The following is a 21,169-nucleotide window of genomic DNA, read 5'->3' as shown; positions in this document are numbered from 1 at the left end:
CCTCCCCTGGAGGGGGAGGGCAATGACGAATGAGCTGCATCGAATGCCTTCCAAACCGGCCATCAGCTATTCCCACGTCACCAAGAGCTTCGGCTCGCTCAGGGCTGTCGACGGCGTGTCGCTCGACGTCGCCGAAGGCGAGTTTGTGGCCATCGTTGGGGGCTCGGGCTCTGGCAAGACGACGCTGCTGCGGCTCGCCAACCGGCTGATCGAGGCCGATGGCGGCACCATCAGTGTCGAGGGCGAGGACGTGCGAGGCGTCGATCCGGTCGCGCTGCGGCGCCGGATCGGCTACGTCTTCCAGAGCGGCGGGCTGTTTCCGCATTTGAGCGTAGCTGACAATATCGGGATCACACCCAGATTGCTGGGCGCGCCGGCGGCGGGCATCGCCGCGCGGGTCGACGAGCTGCTCGCGCTCGTGCAGCTCGACCGCGATGCGCATCGCGACCGCCTGCCGGCGGCGCTCTCCGGCGGTCAGCGCCAGCGCGTCGGCGTGGCGCGGGCGCTTGCCGCCAAGCCTCGCATCGTGCTGATGGACGAGCCCTTCGGTGCGCTCGATCCCCTCACCCGCGATGCACTTGGCGACGATTATCGTTCGCTGCATCGCAAGCTCGGCCTGACCACGGTGATGATCACGCATGACATGACCGAGGCGATCCTGCTCGCCGACCGCATCGCGGTGATGCGCGGCGGGAAGCTGCTCGCCCAGGGCACGCCTGCCGAGCTGTCGACGAGCGGCGACGCTTACGTGCTGGAGCTGTTGCGCACGCCGCGCCGCCAGGTCGAACGGCTGAACGCGCTGCTGCCGCAGGGCGGTGCGGCATGAGCGTCCTTGCCGATCCACGCTGGGGCGAGGCGCTGGCGCATCTGCCCGATTATCTTGGCAACCACGTGCGGGTGAGCCTTGCCGCGCTCGCGCTCGGTCTCGCCGTCAGCCTGCCGCTGGCGATCCTGACGCGCAACCACCCGGCGCCGCGAGCCGTCCTGCTCGCGATCGCCAGCATCGTGCAGACCGTGCCGGGTCTGGCGCTGCTCGCGCTGTTCTATCCGCTGCTGCTGCTGGCGGCGTCGGTGACGCTGGCCTGGTTCGGCGTGTCCTTCTCGGCCTTCGGCTTCCTGCCGGCGATGCTGGCGCTGGCGCTCTATTCGATGCTGCCGGTTCTGCGCAACGGCATCACCGGGCTCAACGGCATCGATCCCGCCCTGATCGAGGCCGCCAAGGGCGTCGGCATGACCGCACGGCAGTCGCTGATCATGGTCGAGCTGCCGCTGGCGTTGCCGGTGATGATGGCGGGCATCCGCACCGCCGCGGTGTGGGTGATCGGCACCGCGACGCTGTCGACGCCGATCGGGCAGACCAGCCTCGGCAATTACATCTTTGCCGGACTTCAGACCCAGAACTGGGTGTTCGTGCTGTTCGGCTGCCTTGCCTCGGCCCTGCTGGCACTCGCTGTCGATCAGCTGCTCGGCCTGATCGAGGGCGGCCTGCGCCAGCGCAGCCGCGCCCGCTCCGTGCTCGGCGCGGCCGGCATCGCAGCGCTGGTCGCCGCCACGCTGGTGCCGTCGATGGGGCGCTCGTCGCAGGGCTATGTCGTCGGTGCCAAGACATTCGCCGAGCAATATGTGCTGTCGGCCCTGCTCAGGGACCGGCTGCAGGCCGCCGGCCTCTCCGCGACGGCGCGCTCGGGCCTCGGCTCCAGCGTGATCTTCGGGGCGTTGAAGGCCGGCGACATCGATCTCTGTGTCGATTATTCCGGCACGCTGTGGGCCAACCAGCTGCATCGCACCGACATCAAGCCGCGCGCCGAGCTGATCGCGGAGCTGAAGACCGCGCTGGCGAAGGACAACATCACTTTGCTCGGCGAGCTCGGCTTCGAGAATGCCTATGCGCTGGTGCTGCCGAAGAAACGGGCCGAGGCGCTTGGCATCCGCACCATTACCGATCTCGCCGCGCACGCATCGACGATGTCGATCGCTGGCGACTACGAATTCTTCTCACGGCCGGAATGGGCGGCGCTGCAGAAAGCCTATGGGCTTTCGTTCCGCGCCCAGCGCCAGATGCAGCCGGACTTCATGTATGCGGCGGTCGCCAGCGGCGAGGTCGACGTCATCGCCGGCTACACCAGCGACGGCCTGATCGCGAAATATGACCTGGTCGTGCTCGACGATCCCAGGCAGGCCATCCCGCCCTATGACGCGATCCTTCTGCTCGCGCCGAAGCGCGCCGGCGACGAGCGGTTGCAGGCCGCGCTCAAGCCGCTGCTCGGCAAAATCGACATCGCCACGATGCGTGACGCAAATTTGCGCGCCAGCGGCAACGACGCGAATTCGTCGCCGGACGTGGTGGCGAAGTGGCTGTGGGAAAAGGTGGGCAAACAGTAGATTCGCCGCAAGACCGTCATCCTGAGGCGCGAGTGATGGGACGCAGAGCGCCCCATCGGGAGCCTCGAAGGATGAACGGCCACGATGCGGCTCCCGCCGGGCCGTCGCCCTTCGAGGGCCGCCGAAGGGGCGGCCGCCTCAGGGTGACGGTTAGAGAGTGGCGCGGAATTCGTAGGGTGGGCAAAGGCGCGTCAGCGCCGTGCCCACCATCTCTGGATAAGCGCGGGAGGTGGTGGGCACGCTTCCGCCTTCGCTCTTCGAGCTACGGCGGAGTCGCTTTGCCCACCCTACAAGCGATGGTCTGGATGACGGAGCAATCGGGACTACAGCCCCCGGATCATCCCGGCGTCGATCAGCAGGCGGTTCAGTCGCCGCGCTTCGGCGCCGTCCTTGCAGGCGTAGAAGGCGCCCTTGCAGCGGAGCATGATCTCCTTCTGCTCGGCAAAGGACGGGTCGAGCGGGATGCCCGCGGCCTCCTGGATGACCAGCGGCAGATAGGGGCCGTCGATCGTCTCCATCACGGCCTCGCTTCTGACCGGCTCGAAATTGACGGCGTCGATCGCGTAATAGGTCGCATAGAGGCGCGGATCGTAGGCGTCGAGCTTCTTGCCGAGAGCGCCCTCGTCGAGCCCGGGCTCGAGGATACCAGGCGCGAACTCCGGCTGATGATCGCCGTAACGCACGATCAGGAAGGGCTCGCCCGGAAATTTCTTCTTCAGCCCCGCGACGAACGCCTTGTACTGCTCGGCGCTCATCGCCTGCCGGCGCAGATATTCGTCGATGGAGGCGGCGTTGCCCGGCGCGCGCCAGTTCGGCAGCAACTCGGGACGAAAGCGCGTCTCCCAGGGGAAATGATTGGCGCCGAGATAGATGAAGGTGAACAGCGGCTTGTTGGGCGGCTGCTGGCCGATCAGCTGCAGCGCCTTGTCGTAGAAGAAGCTGTCGGGCTCGACATCCTTGGCGCCGAGATCCTTCGAATCGAGGAAGCGTTCGATGCCGGTCGTCATCTGAAAGCTGCGGGCCGCCATGAAGCCGCCATGGGCGGGATAAAGCGACATCGTGTCGTAGCCGCAGCGGCGCAGCGCCAGCGGCAACCCGCGCTCGACGCGGTTCGAGGCGATGCGTGTCACGAAATAGGCGAAGCGGCCGAACGAACGCGAGGACAGCCCCGCAAGCACGTTATATTCGGTGAACCAGCTCGGCCCGCCATTGCTCTCGGCCAGGAACGTGCGCTGCTTGCCGTCCCAGGATTTGAAGTGGCTGCCATAGCCCTGCGGCACCTTGATGCCGCGGGCGGCGCGGATGTCGAAGCTCGATTCATCATGGATCATGATGATGTTCGGCCGGCGCCCGGCGGGGTGACAGGAATCGACCAGCGGCATGTTGAGACGCTCATTGGTCGCAGCGGCCGATTCCATGAAGCCGTATTGCACGAAGTCGGAGACCGAACTGACGCCGGAGCGGAAGAATTTCGACAGATAGCCGTCGTCGTAATAGCCGCGCCAGGCCTCGTCAGGATGATAGAGCGAATAGCCGACCAGCGCGGCGAGGCAGGCCAGCTTGCAGGCGAGCGCGGGCAGGCGGCGGATGCGGAACGGATCGAGCCACCACAGCGCATACATCAGCGGCAGCGTGACCAGGCCGGCCAGGATCACCGACCAGCGCAAATTCGGGAAGATCGTGAACAGGAACGCGACGGTGTCGCGGTCGATCATCATCAGGTCGATGAAGTTGACCGTCATCTGCACGACGTCGTGCTTCAGCCGCGACAGCAGCACCAGCACGACCACCATGGTCAGCGACAGCGCGCCGGAGAGCGCCGGCCGGCGCAGCAATGTGATCCAGAAGAAATTGAGGATGCCCCAGGCCAGCGCGAACGAGAGCCGCGAGCCGAAATCGGTCTCGGTCTGGTACATCAGGGCGAGGGCGGCAAGGTGCGGCGTGGCAACGGCGAGCAGCCGCCAGATGCCAAGCGCGGCAACGCTCGCCAGCACGGCGGTGGTGGCAGAAGGACTTGGATTGGGCGCGGACGCCATCGAGGACACGCAACTCTGGTCCGGTGCGGTGATGCCAAGCCGTCTGGCCGGCCCGAAAACGACCAAGGCCTCCGGCGCAGCCGGAAGCCTGCACCGTGTCATAAAACTGTAACGGAACGGTCAAGGACAGGCAACGCGCGTCGTGATCCGACCTTCGCTTCATCCCGGTGGGCGGCGACGAGGTGCCCCACGTTTCGAGTGCCCGCTTGCCCAACTCCATCTCCTCACCCTGAGGAGCCCGCGAAGCGGGCGTCTCGAAGGGCGAGGCCCGGACCGGGGCTTTCATGGTTCGAGACGGCGCTGCGCGCCTCCTCACCATGAGGGTCCAGCGGCGGTTGCTGCGCGTCAGGATTTCGCGATCCCGGCAATGAACAGGTCGAGCATTGCTTCCGCCATCCGCTCGATCTCGCCTTCCTCGACGCCCCAGCGCGGAAAATGGCCGTCGAGATTCATCCGGGCAAAGCCGTAGACCAGCGCGCGGCCAGCGATCTGGACCTGCTTGAGGTCGGCCGGTCGCAGCAGGCCCTCTTCCGCCGCCTCGGCCAGGAGCCCCTCGGTCAGCGCGATCAGCTCGGCATTGTCGCGGCTCAAGTCGGCGGAGCTGCCGTGGGCGAAATAGCGGCCGGTGGAGATGATCTCGAAATGGGCGGGATTGCGCATCGCCCAGCGCAGGTAAGCGAGCCCGAAGGCGCGGAAACGAGCGAGCGGGCCGGCGGCCGGAGCCTCGCTCAGCGCCGCCTCGATCTCGGCACGAAAGCGCCGCTGTGCCTCCGCCGCCGCTGCCGCCATCAGGGCATCGCGGTTCGGAAAGTGCCGGAATGGCGCACCGGGGGACACCGCGGCCCGGCGCGCGGCCTCGCGGACTGAAACCTCCGCGCCTTCCGCCGCGAGCTGCAGCGCAGCATCGATCAGGACGCGGCGAAGGTCGCCATGGTGATAGGGCTTGGCTTGGGCCGTGGGGCGGCGGGCACGCGGCTTGGAGGGCTGACGAGCGGACATAGGCGCTTCTAGCATCACCCGAACGTGAATGTAAGCAGTGATTACACCATTGACCAGTCCGACGCCCTGCAATGTAATCGATGATTACATAACGAAGGGAGATCACCATGTCGCAACGTCAAGGCTGGCTCGAAGGCTGGCGGCTGCTTGCCACCCTCTCGTTGAGCCTGATCGTCCTCAGCCTCTGGATCGCCTCGATGCGGCAGTTCGAGGTCGAGGGCGTGCAGATGGTGATCCGTTTCACGGCGCGCAGCTCGCTCACGCTGTTCTGCCTCGCCTTCAGCGCCGCGGCGCTGGCGCGGCTGTGGCCCAATGCCTGGACCCGCTGGCAGCGCCGCAACCGGCGCTATCTCGGCCTCAGCTTTGCGACCTCCCACGCCATCCACGCGGCCGCGATCGTTGTTTTCGCCTGGATGGATCCTGCCAGCTTTGCGGAAGCAACCTCGGTCGTCTCCTACATCTTCGGTGGCCTGGGCTATGTCGTCATCATTGTCATGAGCGCGACCTCGTTCGACCGCACCGCTGCGCTGATCGGCCTCCGCGCCTGGCGGACGCTGCACCTGGTGGGCGGCTACTATCTTTGGTTTCAGTTCCTGGTGTCGTTCGGCAAGCGCGTGCCGGCGATGCCGCTCTATGCCGCGTTCCTGATTCCGCTCCTGATCGTGCTGGCGCTGCGCATGATCGCGATGGCACGCCATCCGCGCGGGCAGACCGTTGCGGCGGGCTGAAGCGCCTGCCTTACTGTGGCAGGAACCCGAGCCGCTTGGCGATGATGCGATCGAGCATCCGCTTCGGCAGCACGGCCGCGATCAGGTGGCGCATCGGGTCGGGCGTGATCTGGTAGCGCACCTTGGGGCTCGCCGCCGTCAGCCCCTCGAACACGATCTCGGCGATCCGCTCGGCCGGCAGGCCCTTGGCGCCGAGGTCCATCATGAAGGCCATGACCTTGTTCAGCGCCGGCAGATAGGGCGAGTTCTGGTAGACGGAGAGGTCGATCTGTTCGGCCTTGCTCCAGATCGGCGTCTTCACTGCGCCGGGAGCGACGATGATGACGTCGATGCCGAACAGCATCAATTCGCGGCGCAGGCTTTCCGACAATCCCTCGATGGCATGCTTGGAGGTGCAATAGGGCGCCGACAGCGGATTGCCGTTCTTGCCCGCGACCGAGCTGATCATCACGATCCGCCCCTTCGGCCCCTTCAGCGAGGGATCGGCGCCGAGCAGCGGCCCGAACGCCTGCGTCGCGATGACGGGGCCGATGACGTTGATGTCCATCTGGCGGCGAAAATCGTCGGCCGACAATTCGAGCACGGGACCGGCGACCGCGACGCCCGCATTGTTCACGAGGCCGGCCAGCGTCTGCCCGCCCAGCGCCTCGCGGACTTCTCGCGCAGCCGCGAGGACTGCGGCTTCGTCGGTAACGTCGAACAGCAGCGGCGTGAAATTGACACCGAACTCGGCCTTGAGCCGCTCGGCATCGGCCTGCTTACGAACACTGCCGAAGACACGATAGCCGCGCCCGATCAGGAATTTTGCAGTAGCCCAGCCGATGCCGGTGGACGCACCGGTGATGACGACAGATCGCATGGTCTCCCTCCCTCAGGTGCCCGCGATCATGCCTTGGATTCTTGGCGGTGTCCCGGACAAGCGCAGCGAAGCGCAGAGCCGGGACCCAGAGCCACAATGAACCCCGGATCAGCAGCGCAGCACCAACGTGCTGCGCTGCGTCCGGGGCACAAATACTTAGTTCTTGCTCTTGTCGACCAGCGCGCCCTTCTTGATCCAGGGCATCATGTCGCGCAGCTTCGCGCCGACTTCCTCGATCGGGTGCTGAGCGAGCTTGGCGCGGGTCGCCTTGAACGAGGTCTGGTTGACCTTGTTCTCGAGCATCCAGTCGCGGGCGAACTTGCCGCCCTGGATGTCGGCCAGAACCTTGCGCATCTCCTTCTTGGTCTCGTCCGTGATGATGCGCGGACCGGTGACGTACTCGCCGTACTCGGCGGTGTTGGAGATCGAGTAGTTCATGTTGGCGATGCCGCCTTCGTAGATCAGGTCGACGATCAGCTTCACCTCGTGCAGGCACTCGAAATAGGCCATCTCCGGCGCGTAGCCGGCTTCGACCAGCGTCTCGTAGCCGCCCTTGATCAGCTCGACCAGGCCGCCGCAGAGCACCACCTGCTCGCCGAACAGGTCGGTCTCGCACTCTTCCTTGAAGGTGGTCTCGATGATGCCGGCGCGGCCGCCACCGATGGCGGAGGCGTAGGACAGGCCGAGGTCATGGGCGTTGCCCGAGACGTCCTTGGCGATCGCGATCAGGCAGGGCACGCCGCCGCCGCGCTGATATTCCGAGCGCACGGTGTGGCCGGGGCCCTTCGGCGCGATCATCAGCACGTCGAGATCGGCGCGCGGATCGAGCAGGTTGAAATGGACGTTGAGGCCGTGCGCGAACACCAGGGCGGCGCCTTTCTTCATGTTGTCGTGCAGGTGCTCACGATAGATGTCGCCCTGGAGCTCGTCCGGGGTCAGCATCATGACGAGGTCGGCCCATTTGGCGGCTTCGGCAACTTCCAGCACCTTGAAGCCGGCGGCTTCCGCCTTCTTGGCCGAGGCCGACCCCTTGCGCAGCGCAATGGCGACTTCCTTGACGCCGGAATCCTTCAGATTGAGCGCATGGGCATGGCCCTGGCTGCCATAGCCGACGATGGCGACCTTCTTGCCCTTGATCAGGTTCAGGTCGGCGTCGCGATCGTAATAAACACGCATGGTCGTTTCCTCGTTCAGGGCCGAAATCGGCCAATGGTCAATGTCCGAAGGGTGAAATTTGCGGATTTCGAGGGCTGTCTAGAGCATTTTCAGCCCTGAGGGAAACCCGTTTCTGCATGGAAATCCGCGACATCATGCATCCACGAAAACGGGGTAGAGGGAGGCCAGCAGCAGGATCGCCATCAGGATATTGAAGGCGCGGACCAGCCGCTCCGAGGTCAGGACCGGCCGCAGCGCGGAGCCGAACAGGGCCCAGACCACGGTCGAGACGGTGCCGACGATCAGGCTGATCAGGGTCTGGATCGCGATATTGAGCGGGAATTGGGCGATCGCCGCATAGGCGGTGATGGTGCCGATCACGATCACCCAGCCTTTGGCGTTGATCCATTGGAACATCGCCGCGCCCCAGAAGGTCATCGGGCCGCGGCCATCCCCCTCCCCCGGCCTGGCCGGGCCGGACATGGCGATCGCGGCGGCAAGATAGATCAGGTAGGCGGCACCGGCATATTTCAGGACGGTCTGAAGGATCGGATAGGCCAGGAACACGGAGCCGAGCCCGAGGCCGACAGCTGCAACCATGAAGGCAAAGCCGAGGACGATGCCCACGATGTGAGGAATGGTGCGCCGGAAGCCGTAGGTCAGGCCCGAGGATAGCAGCATGATGTTGTTCGGCCCGGGCGTGAAATACATCACGACCATGAAGATGAGGAAGGCATAGAGCAGCGACTGGGACATGCTCACCTCACGCCGTCTTCGCAAGGACTTGTGGCCGCTTCGCCAGCACCATCACGGCGATACCGCCGATCACGGTCACCATGCCGGCAAGCCGCAAGGGTCCGAACCGCTCGCCGAAAACGATGCTGGAGGCGGCCGAGCCGACGAACGGGACCAGCAGTGCAAACGGCACCACTTGCGCGGCGAGATAGTCGCGCAGCAATCGGCCCCACAGCCAATAGGCGATGCTGGTGGAGATGCCGCCAAGCGCCAGCATGCAGAGAGCTGATGTCAGCGACATCCGGCTCAGCGACATCCAGGTCGGCGCCGCGCCGTTGGCGATCAGCGTCAGCACGAACAGCGGCACGGCCGAGGCGAGGCACAGCCACGCGAACAGGTCGAACATCGGCACGCCGCGGGCACTGCGCAGCAGCAGATTGCCGACCGCAAAGCTGAGCGGCGAGATCATCAGCACGGCAAACGCAGCGACGCTGAAATCGTAGCCGACGGTGCCGCAGATCATCAGCAGGCCGATCGCAGCGATACCGATGCCGAGCGTCTGCATCGGTGTCGGACGCTCGCCAAAGGCGATCGCGGCAAAACCGATCGTAAACAGCGCCTGGCTCTGCACCACGACGCTGGTCAGCCCGACCGGCACGCCGTGAGCGATGCCATAGGCCTGGCTCAGGAACTGGCCGAGGAACAACGTGGAGCTGATCGCGATCAGCAGCGACCAGGCGATCTTGGGCTTGCGGATGAACAGGCATGGCACCGCGGCAATGGCGAAGCGCAGCGCCGTCATCAGCTCCGGCGAAAGCTCGTCGAGCGCGATCCGGCTCGCCACGAAGGCAAGCCCCCAGATGATCGCCACCAGGATGGCGATGAGGATATCGGCCGGCTTCATTGTTGTTCTCGGTTCTGCCCTGTCGTGCAGCCCTGTTGTTATTCGTCTAGCCTTGCTCGCCGGCCTTTGGTTTGCGCAGCAGATACGTGCCGTGCATCGGTGCGTGGTAATCGGCCGAGACCAGCGTGAAGCCGACGTCGGTCAGCATCCGCTCCATCACCCAGCCGAAGGTGGAATATTCGTCGCGCATATGCGTCACCACGCTTTCGCGCGCGAAATCGTGGTTCTTGATCTGGAAGTCGGCCCATTGCTCGACGTCGCGCTCGATTGCGTCGGGCATCGCGGTGTAGACGATGTCGCGCAGGTAGAACGTTGATCCCGGCTTGAGCGCGCGAAAAATCCGTGACATCGCCACTGCCTTCCAGAAATCCGGCAAATGGTGCAGCGTGAATTCGCTGACGATGAGATCGTAGGACTCCGGCCGATAGGCGAAGCTGAGCAGGCCGGCGGACTGGGTCGCGACCTTTGCCTTGCGATCGCGCGCGTAGATCTCGGCGAGCGCCAGCATCGCCGGCGAGATGTCGATGGCGTCGACCTCGGCGCCCAACAGCGCCGCCTCGGTCGCCAGCACGCCGTTGCCGCAGCCGATGTCGGCGATGCGCCAGCCGCGCTGGACTCCGAGCATCTTCAGTGCGGCGCGCGCCCGCAGATCGGCATCGTCGTGGGCGTCGTAGATCGAGGCCACCGCGGGCTCGATCCCCATCCGGTTCCGCTCGTTATAGTACCAGTCGCGCGCCAGCATGGTTCACATCCCTTCAGGCCCGCGGCCGATCGCGGCAACGCCGGTGCGCGACACCTCGACGAGGCCGAGCGGGCGCATCAGGTCGATAAATTGGTTGATCTTGTCCGTGTTGCCTGTGATCTCGAACACAAAGCTCTCGGTCGTGGCGTCGATCACCCGGGCACGGAACGCATCCGCGAGCCTGAGCGCCTCGACGCGATGCTCGCCCTGCCCGCGCACCTTCACCATCGCGAGCTCGCGCTCGATCGAGCGCCGGGTCTGGGTCATGTCGACGACCTGATAGACCGGGATCATGCGGTCGAGCTGGTTCTTGATCTGCGCGATCACCATCGGCGTGCCGGTGGTAACGATGGTGATGCGCGACAGATGCTTCTGGGCCTCGGTCTCCGAGACCGTGAGGCTTTCGATGTTGTAGCCGCGGCCCGAGAACAGGCCGATGACGCGCGCGAGCACGCCCGGCTCGTTCTGCACGAGCACCGCGAGCGTGTGCGTCTCGTTCGGATCGTGGCGCTCTTCGATGAAATAGGCGGATGCGGGCTGGTTCATTGTCGTCCCCTCAAATGTCGCTCGTCACACCAGCGCCTTGCCGCCGGCGAACGCCTTCGCGGTCGCCTCGTCATTGGCCTGCTCCGGCAACAGCATCTCGTTGTGCGCCTTGCCGGACGGAATCATCGGGAAGCAGTTTTCGAGCGCCGCGACGCGGCAGTCGAACAGCACGGGGCGCTTGACCGAGATCATCTCCTGGATGGCGCCGTCGAGATCGCCGGGCTTGTGCACCTGGAGGCCGACGGCGCCATAGGCTTCCGCGAGCTTGACGAAATCCGGCAGCGCCTCCGAATAGGAATGCGACAGCCGGTTGCCGTGCAGCAGCTGCTGCCACTGCCGCACCATGCCCATGTACTGGTTGTTCAGGATGAAGATCTTGATCGGCAGCTCGTACTGCACCGCCGTCGACATCTCCTGCATCGTCATCTGCACCGAGGCGTCGCCTGCGATGTCGATGACGAGACTGTCGGGATGGGCCACCTGCACGCCGACCGCGGCCGGAAGGCCGTAGCCCATGGTGCCGAGACCGCCCGACGTCATCCAGCGATGCGGCTCCTCGAAGCCGTAGAACTGCGCCGCCCACATCTGGTGCTGGCCGACCTCGGTGGTGATGTAGGTGTCCCTGCCGCGCGTGGCCTCGAACAGGCTCTGGATCGCATGCTGCGGCAGGATGACGTCGCTGCTCTTCTTGTAATAGAGCGAGTTGCGGGCGCGCCATTGCGCGATCTGCTGCCACCACGACTTGATGTCCGGCTTCTTCGCCTCCGCCTTGAACACCTGGAGGATGTCGCCGAGGACATTGCCGCAATCGCCGATGATCGGCACGTCGACGCGGATGTTCTTGTTGATCGAAGACGGGTCGATGTCGATGTGGATCTTCTTCGAGCCAGGGGAGAACGCGTCGACGCGGCCGGTGATGCGGTCGTCGAAGCGCGCGCCGACGCACAGCATGACGTCGCAATCATGCATGGTCATGTTGGCCTCGTAGGTGCCGTGCATGCCGAGCATGCCGAGCCAGTTCTTGCCCGAGGCCGGGTACGCTCCCAAACCCATCAGCGTGGAGGTGATCGGGAAGCCGGTGACCTCGACCAGCTCGCGCAACAGCCTGGTCGCCTCGGGGCCGGAATTGATGACGCCGCCGCCGCTGTAGATCACGGGGCGCTTGGCATTGGCCAGCAGCGCCACCGCTTTGCGGATCTGCGCCGCATCGCCCTTCACGCGCGGTGCATAGGAGCGGTGCACGTCGGATTTGCGCGGCGGATGATAGGTGCCGGTCGCGAACTGCACGTCCTTGGGAACGTCGACCAGCACCGGGCCGGGACGGCCGGAGGTCGCGACGTAGAAGGCTTCGTGCAGCACCTTGGCAAGATCATTGACGTCGCGCACCAGCCAATTGTGCTTGGTGCAGGGGCGCGTGATGCCGACAGTGTCGCATTCCTGGAACGCGTCGTTGCCGATCAGATGCGTCGGCACCTGGCCCGAAATGCAGACCAGCGGGATCGAGTCCATCAGCGCGTCGGTCAGCGGCGTCACCATGTTGGTGGCGCCTGGGCCGGAGGTCACCAGCGCGACGCCCGGCTTGCCGGTCGAGCGCGCATAGCCCTCGGCGGCGTGGCCCGCGCCCTGCTCGTGCCGGACCAGGATGTGCTGGACCTCGCTCTGCTGGAAGATCTCGTCATAGATCGGAAGCACGGCGCCGCCGGGATAGCCGAAAATGTCGGTCACGCCGTGATCGATGAGCGCGCGAACGATCATCGCGGCGCCGGTCATCTGGTTCGGATTGTGGCTCTTGTCGCTCATTTGGCTTGCTCCGGATGCGCTGTTGTCAGCGGCTTCGTTCGTGTCGGGTTCAGGAAATAAAAAAGGCCCCGAAGAGGGCCCATGCACACCGCCTGTCTTGTGGATGGCAGCTAGCCATCCCCGGCGGTGTGCCTGGGTACGACGGCGATAAGGAGTTTGGTAATAATGTTACGCATGGCAGGCGCTCGGCTTCCCAAAGGTTGCGCGAACATAGCGGCCAAAGCCTGGATGTCAAGGCAATGCGGCCGTCCGCGCGCGATTTTGGCAGTGTAGCGGTGTTCCCCGGGTTCGGCGAGAAGTAAATTGGGGAACCCGGACGGAAAAGCGCGTCAGCCGCGGTGGCGGACCGCGTCCACAATCGCAGCGAGCCATCGCCTCGCCTCCTCCGGCTTGACCCATTCGAACTCCGGCAATTGATGCCGGAACCAGGTGAATTGCCGCTTGGCATAGTGGCGGGTGTCGGCGCGGCCGATGGTGGCGGCCTGCTCCAGGCTGAACTCGCCGCGCAAGTGCCGGATCAGGGCCGGCACGCCATGAGCCTTCATCGCCGGCAGCAGCGGATCGAGCTGCCTGGCGGCGAGCCGCTCGACCTCCTTCAACGCGCCGGCGGCCAGCATGGCATCGAAACGGGCGTCGATCCGTGCGTAGAGCGCGTCGCGCTCGGGCGCGAGAAACACCGCGCGAAAACTGTCCTTCGGCAGCAGCGGAGGCTGGCCCTCCCGGTGCCAGTCGAGCAGCGAACGGCCGGTCGCCTCGACCACTTCGAGCGCACGCGCGATCCGGGTGCGATCGCGCAGGTTCAATCGCTCGGCGGCGTGCGGATCGCGACGCGCCAATTCCGCGTGCAGCGCCTCCGCACCGTTCCGTTCCAGCCGCGCGCGCACGTCCTCCCGCACCTCGGCAGGAATTGGCGGCACCACGGAGAGCCCGGCCGTCAGCGCCTTGAAATAGAGCCCGGTGCCGCCGATGAAAATCGGCAGGCGGCCTTGCGCACGCGCCTCCTCGAGCGCCTTTGCCGCGTCGGCCACCCAGGCCCCGGCCGAGAAATTCACGGCTGCATCGACATGCCCGTAGAGACGGTGCGGAGCGCGCGCCTCCTCGTCCTGTGTCGGCCGTGCCGTGATGATGCGCAGGTCGCGGTAGACCTGCATGGAATCGGCATTGACGACGATGCCGCCGGTGGCGAGCGCGAGCTCCAGCGCCAGCGCCGACTTGCCGCTGGCGGTCGGGCCTGCGATAAGCACGGCCTCGCCAACAGGCCTTCTGCCGACTTGCTCCTCGCTCACGAAACCCTCAAATGTCCCTCGTCGCCACGCTGATCTGCAACCCCGACAATCCCGCGCTCGATACGACCATCGTCGACGGCGCCCGCGCCGTGCTGCCGCAGGCGGCACCCGCGCACTGGCTGTTCGACGGGGTCGCGGTCGATATCCCGTTCGGCGCCGACAGTAACCTCGAACCCGACCGTCACGCCATCGAGCAGCGGCTCCGCGAGCTTCGCGGCGACCTGCCCATCGACATCGTCGTGCAGCCAGTCGGCGCCCGGCGCAAGAAGCTTTTTCTCGCCGACATGGATTCCACCATGATCGGCCAGGAATGCATCGACGAGCTCGCCGATTTCGTCGGGGTGAAGGCGCATGTGGCCGCCATTACCGAACGCGCCATGCGCGGCGAGATCGAGTTCGAGCCGGCGCTACGCGAGCGCGTCGCGCTGCTGAAGGACCTGCCCGCCAGCGCGGTCGACGAGGTGCTGGCCAAGCGGATCACGCTGACCCCGGGCGGCCGCGAGCTGGTCGCGACGATGCGCAAGCACGGCGCCTATACCTGCCTCGTCTCCGGCGGCTTCACCCTGTTCACGACCGCGGTCGCCGCCAGGATCGGCTTTCAGGAGAACCGCGCCAACGAGCTCGTCGTGCGCGACGGCAAGTTCACCGGCGAGGTGAAGGAGCCGATTCTGGGGCGCGCGGCCAAGCTTGCCACGCTGGTCGACCTGATGGAGTCGTTCGATCTCGACGACATCGACTCGGTCGTGGTCGGCGACGGCGCCAACGATCTCGCGATGATCCAGGCGGCGGGGCTCGGCGTCGCCTATCACGCCAAGCCGGCTGTGGCTGCTGCGGCAGCTGCGCGGATCGATCATGGCGATCTCACCGCGCTGCTCTATGCGCAGGGGTACCGGCGGGACGAGTTCGTGGAGGGGTAACCGCTCTTGCTGCTCGCCCAGCAGCCGTAGGGTGGGCAAAGCGAAGCGTGCCCACCAATTTTATCCATTACAGCAAGAGAGCGTGGGCACGGCGCAAGAGCGCCTTTGCCCACCCTACGAGACCGTACTTGCGGCTACTGCACGCTCAGCGCCACAAAGCGCAGCTCGCCCTCGGCATTCGAGACCAGCAGCAGCACTGATTTCTTGCCGTCCTTCTTGAGCTGATCGACCCGCTTCTGGATGTCAGCACCGCTCGACACCGCTTCCTGCGCGACCTCGACGATGACGTCTCCGGCCGAGAGGCGCTTCTCCGCGGCGTCAGAATTGGCATCGACATTGGTGACGACCACGCCCTTGACGCTGTCCTTGATCTTGTAGCGCGTGCGCAGATCCTTGTTCAGCGCGGCGAGATCGAGGCCCAGCGCCTTCTGCGTCACCGGCTTCTCGGGCGCCGGCTCGTCGGTCTTCACCGCGGCCTGCACCTTCTCGGGATCCTGGAGGCGGCCGAGGGTGACCTTCTTGGTCTGCTCCTGGCCCTTGCGGATGATGACGACGTCGACCTCCTTGCCGACCGCCGTGTCGGCAACGACGCGAGAGAGATCCTTCGGATCCTTCACGTCCTTGCCGTCGAACTTGACGACGACGTCGCCGGGCTCGATGCCCGCGGGCTTGGCCGGGCCCTTGTCGTCGATGCCGGCGACCAGCGCGCCGCGCGCGGGCTTGATGTTGAGGCTCTCGGCGATCTCGTCGGTGACGCTCTGGATACGCACGCCGAGCCAGCCGCGACGCAGCTCGCCGAACTGGCGCAGCTGATCGACGACGCCCACGACCGTCTTCGACGGCACGGCGAAGCCGATGCCGATCGAGCCGCCGGAGGGCGAGATGATCAGCGTGTTGACGCCGATGACGTCGCCGTCGAGATTGAACAGCGGACCGCCGGAATTGCCGCGGTTGATGGAGGCGTCGGTCTGGATGTAGCTGTCGTAGGGCCCTGAGGAGATGTCGCGATTCTTGGCCGAAACGATGCCGGCGGTGACCGTGCCTCCCAGGCTGAAGGGATTGCCGATCGCGACCACCCAGTCGCCGAGCCGCAGCTTGTCGCTGTCGCCGAACTTCACCGCGACCAGCGGCTTTGGCGGCTTGATCTTGAGCACGGCGAGGTCGGTCTTCTTGTCGACGCCGACCAGTTCGGCCTTGATCTTGGTGCCGTCGTTGAGGATGACGTGGATCTCGTCGGCATCCGCAATGACGTGATTGTTGGTGACGACGACGCCCGCGGTGTCGATGATGAAGCCGGATCCGAGCGAGTTGGTCTTCTTCGGGGCGCTGCCGTTGTCGCCGCCCTTGCTGCCGCCGCCAGGGCCCCTGCGATTCTTGAAGAAATCGTCGAAGAACTCCTCGAAGGGCGAGCCGGGCGGCAATTGCGGCATGGTGTTGCCGCCGCCCTTGGCCTCCACGGTCTGCGAGGTCGAGATGTTGACGACGGCGTCGATCACCTTCTCGGCGACGTCGGCGATGCCATCCGGTCCGCGCGCCTGGGCCGGCGTGCCGAACGCACTGAAAGCACTGACGACGAGCGCGGCCAGCCCTAAACGCAAGCGGGTCGGGGCAATGTTGGCAGCGGGCATTGGTATCTCCAGAGAAAAGGATTCGGTCCAGACTGCGCTCGAACGGGGGGACGGCGCAAGCACGGAGCTTAACGGGCCTCAAGAGCCCGATAATACGGCGAAAAACCGGTCCTTCGGCTTCACTTTGGCGTTGGTGCGAGGTCTAGACCGGACGCCGCATAACCCAGATCAGGACCAGGCCGACCACGGCCGAGCCGATCCCGACCGCCCGCAGGATGTTATCCGGCGTGGCGATGGCGCTCTTCATGGCTTTGCGCATCCAGTTCGGACTCGCCGCAAACATCAGGCCCTCCAGCACGAACAGGATGCCCAAGCCGATGAGGAAGTCGGCGAACGCAATGGACCTCATCGGATTGGAACCTCCCGTTGTGCTGTTCTTGTCTGGACGAAGGGCGGCCAGACCTGCCGCCCTCAGTCTCGCTTACGGCTTCGCCGGCGTATCGGTTGCCATCTTGCCGGACGGGTTGCTGAAGTACCGGAAGAAATCGGAGTCCGGCCGCAGCAGGAAGCGGGTATCGCTCGACTTCAGGCCGTTCTCATAGGCGGTCATCGACCGGTAAAAGGCGAAGAAGTCGGCGTCCTTGCTGTAGGCTTCCGCAAACAGGCGGTTGCGCTCGGCATCGCCCACACCGCGGGTCTGCTCGGCCTGCGAGTTGGCTTCCGCGACGATCACGGTCGCCTCACGGTCGGCCTTGGAGCGGATCTCCTGCGCCTTCTGGCCGCCCTGCGCGCGGAACTCGGCCGCTTCGCGCTCGCGCTCGGTCTTCATGCGCTGATAGACCGCCTGGCTGTTCTGCTCCGGCAGGTCGGCGCGGCGGATCCGGACGTCGACGACCTGGATGCCGTAGCCGTCGGCCTCGTGATCGAGCTGGTCGCGGATGCGTTGCATCAGCTTCTCGCGGTCGTCGCGCACCACATTGATGAAGGTGACTTCGCCGAGCACGCGGCGCAGTGCCGCGTTCAGGAGCGTGGTGAGCTGGATGTTGGCAGCCTGGATCGAGCCGATGCTCTGATAGAAGCGCAGCGCATCCTTGATGCGGTAGCGCGCGAATGCGTCGACCACGAGCCGCTTCTGGTCGGACGCGATCGCTTCCTGCGACGGGTTCTCCAGGTCGAGAATCCGCTTGTCGATGTTGATCACCGAATTCCACGGCGCCTTGAAGTGCAGGCCGGGCGCGGTGACGACGTCGACGGGGCGGCCGAACAGGAGCACGATGGTCTGCTCGGTCTGCTGCACCGTGAACAGCGACATGTAGCCGAGGACCGCGACGAACAGGAGCGCGAGCAGGGTGACGAAACCTGTGACCGGAGACCTCATCGGCTGCCTCCGCTCGAGGGCTGCCCGGTGGTAGGCGGCCGCTTGCTGGTCAACTCGCCCAGCGGCAGATAGGGCACGATGCCCTGGCCCGAGGCGCCGCCGTCATAGACGAGCTTGTCCGCGCCGCCGAGCACGCGCTCCATCGTCTCCAGATAGATCCGTTCACGCGTCACGTCGGGCGCCTTCTTGTATTCGTCGTAAACCTTCAGGAAGCGCGCGCTCTGGCCCTTGGCCTCGGCGACCGCCTGCTCCTTGTAGCCTTCGGCGGCCTGCTGAATCTGCGCCGCCCGTCCGCGTGCCTGCGGCACGACCTGGTTGGCGTAGGTCTGCGCCTCGTTCTGCAGCTGCTCGAGATTGGCGCGCGCCGCCTGGACGTCGCGGAAGGCGTCGATCACCTGCGCGGGCGGGTCGACCTTCTGCATCTGCACCTGGCTGATCTGGATGCCGGCGCCGTAGGTGTCCAGCGTCCTCTGGATCAGCTCCTGCACGCCCTGCTCGGTGACGTTGCGCGCGCCGGTCAGGATCGGCTGGATCTGCGACCGGCCGATCACCTCGCGCATCGCGCTTTCGGCGACCGCTTTCACGGTGCCCTCGGGATTTTGGATGTTGAAGAGGAAGTCACCGACGCCATCAGGCTTGATGCGCCACAGCACGGTGAAATCGACGTCGACGATGTTCTCGTCGCCGGTCAGCATCAGGCTCTCTTCCGGCACGTCACGGATGGAACGGCCGCGCCGCGCCGGATCGTCGATCAGCGTCATGCCGATCGAGATGGTGTTGACGCGCAGCGCCTTGGGCAGCAGCACGGTTTCGATCGGATAGGGCAGATGATAGTTCAGGCCCGGCTGCACGGTGCGGACATGCTTGCCGAAGCGCAGCACGACGCCGAGCTCTTCGGACTGCACGCGGAAGAAGCCCGACAGCAGCCAGAACGCGATGATGAGCAGGACGATCAGCGTGATGCCGACGCCGGAGAAATAGCCGCCCGGCATGATCTGCTGGAGGCGGTCCTGGCCGCGCCGCAGAAGGTCTTCCAGATCCGGCGGCCTCGGCCCGACCGGTTGCGGGCCTGAGCCCCATGGTCCCTTTGGACCCGAGCCCCATGGGCCACCGCCCTGATTCTTCCACGGCATTCGACGCTCTCCTCGGCAGGGTGGAATTGCCCCCGCCCGCTTTGTCCGGTCCGGCTTTATAGGGGACAGGCAGGTCCCTTACAACGCAGCCCTGATCGTCTTCCGAGCTATGCTCGGGCACGAAAAAGTCAATGTAAACATTGACGAAAGCGGTTAATGGCCGCGCCGCCGACGATATGTCACATAGGAGAAGTCGGCGCTGTCGCTGGGACCGGCAGGGTGGCGGATCCGGTCAACCTCGTCCCATTCCCCCTTGTCGATGTCGAAATGCGTATCCCCTTCGGGCCGTGCATGGACTTCGGTGATTTCGAGGCGATCGGCGCGATCGAGCCATTGCCGGAAGATCTCGGCGCCGCCGATCACCGCGATGTCAGTGGCCGAACGCCGCAGGGCATCCCCGCGCGCAACCGCGTCCGCATCCGCGGCCGACGTCGTGACGATGGCCCCGTTGGCACGATAAGCCGGATCGCGCGTGATCACGATATTGGTGCGGCCCGGCAGGGGACGACGGGGCAGCGATTCGAAGGTCTTGCGGCCCATGATCACGGGCTTGCCGATGGTCAGCGCCTTGAAGTGCGCCATGTCGGATTTCAATCGCCACGGCATCGCGTTGCCCGCGCCGATGACGCCGTTCTCCGCGATCGCGACGACGAACACGATCTCCATCAGGCAGAGCTCCCGGCAAGCCGCGTCAGCGCCGGTCCGGTGACGCGGCACAGCGTCCAGTCGTCCATCATGACGGCGCCGAGCGACTTGTAGAACGCGATCGACGGCGCGTTCCAGTCGAGCACCGCCCATTGCAGGCGCGCCCAGCCGTTGTCGACGCATTCCTTCGCGAGATGGACCAGCAGCGCCTTGCCGAGGCCCCTGCCCCGATGCGACGGCCGCACGTAGAGATCTTCGAGATAGATGCCGTGGCGACCGCTGAAGGTGGAGAAATTCGCAAACCACACCGCAAAGCCGACCGGCTCACCGTTCCATTCGGCGATCGCGCAATAGAGTTGCGGCCTTTCACCGAACAGCGCGTCGTTGATGTCAGCCTCGGTCGCCTCCACTTCGTGCGACAGCTTTTCGTATTCGGCAAGCTCGCGGATGAAGGACAGAACGAGGCCGGCTTCTCCAGCCTGGGCACGACGGATGGCCAACGACATCTGCGCTAGACCGCGACTTCCGCCTTGATGTGCGGATGCGGATCGTAGCCGACGAGCTCGAAATCCTCGAAGCGGAAGGAGAAGATGTCCTTTACATCAGGGTTGATACGCATCAGCGGCAGTGCGCGCGGCGCGCGGGTGAGCTGGAGCTTCGCCTGCTCCAGATGGTTGGAATAAAGATGGGTATCGCCGAGCGAGTGCACGAAGTCGCCGGGCTTCAGCCCGGTGACCTGCGCCACCATCATGGTGAGCAGCGCATAGGAGGCGATGTTGAAGGGCACGCCGAGGAAGACGTCGGCCGAACGCTGGTAGAGCTGGCACGACAGCTTGCCGTTCGCGACATAGAACTGGAACAGCAGGTGGCAGGGCGGCAGCGCCATCTTCTCGACGTCGGCCGGATTCCAGGCGGTGACGATCAGCCGGCGGGAATCGGGAGTGCGCTTGATCATGTCGATGACATTGGCGATCTGATCGATGCTGCGCCCGTCGGCCGTGGGCCAGGAGCGCCATTGATGGCCGTACACCGGGCCGAGATCACCATTGGCGTCCGCCCATTCGTCCCAGATGGTGACGCCGTTGTCGCGCAGATATTTGATGTTGGTGTCGCCCTTCAGGAACCACAACAGCTCGTGCACGATCGCCTTCAGCGGCAGCCGCTTGGTGGTCAGCATCGGGAAGCCGGCGGATAGATTGAACCGCATCTGGTGGCCGAACACGGAAAGCGTGCCGGTACCGGTCCGGTCGGTCTTCTCGGCCCCGTCTGAAAGAATCCGCTCGAGCAGGTCCTGATACTGGTGCATATGCCAAAAACCTTAGGAAGACGGCAGCCTCTGGGGGAGGCGGCGAAGTT

Annotated in this window: 21 protein-coding genes; 4 read left to right on the top strand and 17 right to left on the bottom strand. The window is 65.3% G+C overall.

Annotation, left to right across the window (positions count from 1 at the left end; genetic code table 11):
• Nucleotides 1-43: 43 nt before the first annotated feature.
• Both E4K64_RS07655 and E4K64_RS07650 read left to right on the top strand, forming a co-directional pair.
• Nucleotides 44-826 (top strand): ATP-binding cassette domain-containing protein, encoded by a 783-nt coding sequence (locus E4K64_RS07655; RefSeq protein WP_135162964.1) that lies wholly within the window; start codon nucleotides 44-46, stop codon nucleotides 824-826.
• On the top strand, nucleotides 823-2,382 hold the full coding sequence (locus tag E4K64_RS07650; RefSeq protein ID WP_135162963.1) for a glycine betaine ABC transporter substrate-binding protein: 1,560 nt from the start codon (nucleotides 823-825) through the stop codon (nucleotides 2,380-2,382). Before E4K64_RS07655 ends, E4K64_RS07650 begins: the two co-directional genes overlap by 4 nt.
• A gap of 323 nt (nucleotides 2,383-2,705) precedes the next feature.
• Here the strand turns inward: E4K64_RS07650 and E4K64_RS07645 are convergent, their stop codons facing one another.
• Entirely contained in the window at nucleotides 2,706-4,418 is a 1,713-nt protein-coding gene (locus E4K64_RS07645) for a sulfatase-like hydrolase/transferase (RefSeq protein ID WP_167771866.1), read from the bottom strand.
• A 345-nt stretch (nucleotides 4,419-4,763) separates the two neighbouring features.
• A complete protein-coding gene (locus E4K64_RS07640; RefSeq protein ID WP_235884571.1) occupies nucleotides 4,764-5,417 on the bottom strand; it encodes a TetR/AcrR family transcriptional regulator in 654 nt (217 codons plus the stop codon).
• A 107-nt stretch (nucleotides 5,418-5,524) separates the two neighbouring features.
• Here E4K64_RS07640 and E4K64_RS07635 point away from each other — a divergent pair, with 107 nt between their 5' ends.
• Nucleotides 5,525-6,145 carry a hypothetical protein gene (locus E4K64_RS07635; RefSeq protein ID WP_135162960.1) on the top strand — a complete coding sequence of 207 codons (621 nt, stop codon included), beginning with the start codon at nucleotides 5,525-5,527 and terminating at the stop codon, nucleotides 6,143-6,145.
• Between the two features lie 10 nt (nucleotides 6,146-6,155).
• On the opposite strand, the gene E4K64_RS07630 is transcribed toward E4K64_RS07635, so the two are convergent.
• The 8 genes from E4K64_RS07630 to miaA all read right to left on the bottom strand — a co-directional run bounded on the left by E4K64_RS07630 (nucleotide 6,156) and on the right by miaA (nucleotide 14,172).
• Nucleotides 6,156-7,004: an SDR family oxidoreductase gene (locus E4K64_RS07630; protein WP_135162959.1), complete on the bottom strand. Its 849-nt coding sequence runs from the start codon at nucleotides 7,002-7,004 to the stop codon at nucleotides 6,156-6,158.
• Between the two features lie 156 nt (nucleotides 7,005-7,160).
• On the bottom strand, nucleotides 7,161-8,180 hold the full coding sequence (gene ilvC, locus E4K64_RS07625) for a ketol-acid reductoisomerase (RefSeq protein WP_126255348.1): 1,020 nt from the start codon (nucleotides 8,178-8,180) through the stop codon (nucleotides 7,161-7,163).
• Between the two features lie 132 nt (nucleotides 8,181-8,312).
• Nucleotides 8,313-8,915 (bottom strand): LysE family translocator, encoded by a 603-nt coding sequence (locus E4K64_RS07620; RefSeq protein ID WP_167771865.1) that lies wholly within the window; start codon nucleotides 8,913-8,915, stop codon nucleotides 8,313-8,315.
• Nucleotides 8,916-8,922: 7 nt separating this feature from the next.
• On the bottom strand, nucleotides 8,923-9,798 hold the full coding sequence (locus E4K64_RS07615) for an EamA family transporter (RefSeq protein ID WP_135162957.1): 876 nt from the start codon (nucleotides 9,796-9,798) through the stop codon (nucleotides 8,923-8,925).
• A gap of 46 nt (nucleotides 9,799-9,844) precedes the next feature.
• Nucleotides 9,845-10,540, bottom strand: a complete 696-nt coding sequence (locus E4K64_RS07610; RefSeq protein ID WP_135162956.1) for a class I SAM-dependent methyltransferase — start codon at nucleotides 10,538-10,540, stop codon at nucleotides 9,845-9,847.
• Between the two features lie 3 nt (nucleotides 10,541-10,543).
• A complete protein-coding gene (gene ilvN, locus E4K64_RS07605; RefSeq protein ID WP_028137987.1) occupies nucleotides 10,544-11,086 on the bottom strand; it encodes an acetolactate synthase small subunit in 543 nt (180 codons plus the stop codon).
• Between the two features lie 24 nt (nucleotides 11,087-11,110).
• A complete protein-coding gene (locus E4K64_RS07600) occupies nucleotides 11,111-12,886 on the bottom strand; it encodes an acetolactate synthase 3 large subunit (RefSeq protein WP_135162955.1) in 1,776 nt (591 codons plus the stop codon).
• A gap of 329 nt (nucleotides 12,887-13,215) precedes the next feature.
• Entirely contained in the window at nucleotides 13,216-14,172 is a 957-nt protein-coding gene (miaA, locus tag E4K64_RS07595; RefSeq protein WP_135162954.1) for a tRNA (adenosine(37)-N6)-dimethylallyltransferase MiaA, read from the bottom strand.
• Nucleotides 14,173-14,183: 11 nt separating this feature from the next.
• On the opposite strand from miaA, the gene serB reads away from it, so the two are divergent.
• A complete protein-coding gene (gene serB, locus E4K64_RS07590; RefSeq protein WP_135162953.1) occupies nucleotides 14,184-15,089 on the top strand; it encodes a phosphoserine phosphatase SerB in 906 nt (301 codons plus the stop codon).
• A gap of 134 nt (nucleotides 15,090-15,223) precedes the next feature.
• Here serB and E4K64_RS07585 read toward each other — a convergent pair whose 3' ends face one another.
• From E4K64_RS07585 to E4K64_RS07555, 7 genes are all read right to left on the bottom strand, one after another.
• Complete coding sequence (locus E4K64_RS07585; RefSeq protein WP_135162952.1) at nucleotides 15,224-16,717, bottom strand: Do family serine endopeptidase; 1,494 nt, start codon at nucleotides 16,715-16,717, stop codon at nucleotides 15,224-15,226.
• Nucleotides 16,718-16,859: 142 nt separating this feature from the next.
• Nucleotides 16,860-17,066 (bottom strand): DUF2065 domain-containing protein, encoded by a 207-nt coding sequence (locus E4K64_RS07580; RefSeq protein WP_028137993.1) that lies wholly within the window; start codon nucleotides 17,064-17,066, stop codon nucleotides 16,860-16,862.
• A 72-nt stretch (nucleotides 17,067-17,138) separates the two neighbouring features.
• Complete coding sequence (gene hflC, locus E4K64_RS07575; protein ID WP_135162951.1) at nucleotides 17,139-18,035, bottom strand: protease modulator HflC; 897 nt, start codon at nucleotides 18,033-18,035, stop codon at nucleotides 17,139-17,141.
• The gene (gene hflK / locus E4K64_RS07570) at nucleotides 18,032-19,168 is read right to left on the bottom strand and encodes an FtsH protease activity modulator HflK (protein WP_135162950.1); all 1,137 of its coding nucleotides are present in this window, start codon (nucleotides 19,166-19,168) and stop codon (nucleotides 18,032-18,034) included. Before hflK ends, hflC begins: the two co-directional genes overlap by 4 nt.
• 153 nt (nucleotides 19,169-19,321) lie before the next feature.
• On the bottom strand, nucleotides 19,322-19,834 hold the full coding sequence (locus E4K64_RS07565) for a dihydrofolate reductase (protein ID WP_135162949.1): 513 nt from the start codon (nucleotides 19,832-19,834) through the stop codon (nucleotides 19,322-19,324).
• Nucleotides 19,834-20,319: a GNAT family N-acetyltransferase gene (locus E4K64_RS07560; protein WP_135162948.1), complete on the bottom strand. Its 486-nt coding sequence runs from the start codon at nucleotides 20,317-20,319 to the stop codon at nucleotides 19,834-19,836. The genes E4K64_RS07565 and E4K64_RS07560 overlap by 1 nt, the downstream gene beginning before the upstream one ends.
• Nucleotides 20,320-20,324: 5 nt before the next feature.
• Complete coding sequence (locus tag E4K64_RS07555) at nucleotides 20,325-21,119, bottom strand: thymidylate synthase (RefSeq protein ID WP_135162947.1); 795 nt, start codon at nucleotides 21,117-21,119, stop codon at nucleotides 20,325-20,327.
• Between the last annotated feature and the right edge of the window lie 50 nt (nucleotides 21,120-21,169).

The sequence above is a fragment of the Bradyrhizobium frederickii genome (genome assembly GCF_004570865.1).
Lineage (GTDB): Bacteria > Pseudomonadota > Alphaproteobacteria > Rhizobiales > Xanthobacteraceae > Bradyrhizobium > Bradyrhizobium frederickii.
This window is presented reverse-complemented; position numbering and strand designations above follow the sequence as displayed.

Bases quoted from the DNA above. Each gene is read 5' to 3' on its own strand.
- E4K64_RS07655 (WP_135162964.1), top strand. From the start codon at position 44: ATGCCTTCCAAACCGGCCATCAGCTATTCCCACGTCACCAAGAGCTTC.
- E4K64_RS07650 (WP_135162963.1), top strand. From the start codon at position 823: ATGAGCGTCCTTGCCGATCCACGCTGGGGCGAGGCGCTGGCGCATCTG.
- E4K64_RS07645 (WP_167771866.1), bottom strand. From the start codon at position 4,418: ATGGCGTCCGCGCCCAATCCAAGTCCTTCTGCCACCACCGCCGTGCTG.
- E4K64_RS07640 (WP_235884571.1), bottom strand. From the start codon at position 5,417: ATGTCCGCTCGTCAGCCCTCCAAGCCGCGTGCCCGCCGCCCCACGGCC.
- E4K64_RS07635 (WP_135162960.1), top strand. From the start codon at position 5,525: ATGTCGCAACGTCAAGGCTGGCTCGAAGGCTGGCGGCTGCTTGCCACC.
- E4K64_RS07630 (WP_135162959.1), bottom strand. From the start codon at position 7,004: ATGCGATCTGTCGTCATCACCGGTGCGTCCACCGGCATCGGCTGGGCT.
- ilvC (WP_126255348.1), bottom strand. From the start codon at position 8,180: ATGCGTGTTTATTACGATCGCGACGCCGACCTGAACCTGATCAAGGGC.
- E4K64_RS07620 (WP_167771865.1), bottom strand. From the start codon at position 8,915: ATGTCCCAGTCGCTGCTCTATGCCTTCCTCATCTTCATGGTCGTGATG.
- E4K64_RS07615 (WP_135162957.1), bottom strand. From the start codon at position 9,798: ATGAAGCCGGCCGATATCCTCATCGCCATCCTGGTGGCGATCATCTGG.
- E4K64_RS07610 (WP_135162956.1), bottom strand. From the start codon at position 10,540: ATGCTGGCGCGCGACTGGTACTATAACGAGCGGAACCGGATGGGGATC.
- ilvN (WP_028137987.1), bottom strand. From the start codon at position 11,086: ATGAACCAGCCCGCATCCGCCTATTTCATCGAAGAGCGCCACGATCCG.
- E4K64_RS07600 (WP_135162955.1), bottom strand. From the start codon at position 12,886: ATGAGCGACAAGAGCCACAATCCGAACCAGATGACCGGCGCCGCGATG.
- serB (WP_135162953.1), top strand. From the start codon at position 14,184: ATGTCCCTCGTCGCCACGCTGATCTGCAACCCCGACAATCCCGCGCTC.
- E4K64_RS07585 (WP_135162952.1), bottom strand. From the start codon at position 16,717: ATGCCCGCTGCCAACATTGCCCCGACCCGCTTGCGTTTAGGGCTGGCC.
- E4K64_RS07580 (WP_028137993.1), bottom strand. From the start codon at position 17,066: ATGAGGTCCATTGCGTTCGCCGACTTCCTCATCGGCTTGGGCATCCTG.
- hflC (WP_135162951.1), bottom strand. From the start codon at position 18,035: ATGAGGTCTCCGGTCACAGGTTTCGTCACCCTGCTCGCGCTCCTGTTC.
- hflK (WP_135162950.1), bottom strand. From the start codon at position 19,168: ATGCCGTGGAAGAATCAGGGCGGTGGCCCATGGGGCTCGGGTCCAAAG.
- E4K64_RS07565 (WP_135162949.1), bottom strand. From the start codon at position 19,834: ATGGAGATCGTGTTCGTCGTCGCGATCGCGGAGAACGGCGTCATCGGC.
- E4K64_RS07560 (WP_135162948.1), bottom strand. From the start codon at position 20,319: ATGTCGTTGGCCATCCGTCGTGCCCAGGCTGGAGAAGCCGGCCTCGTT.
- E4K64_RS07555 (WP_135162947.1), bottom strand. From the start codon at position 21,119: ATGCACCAGTATCAGGACCTGCTCGAGCGGATTCTTTCAGACGGGGCC.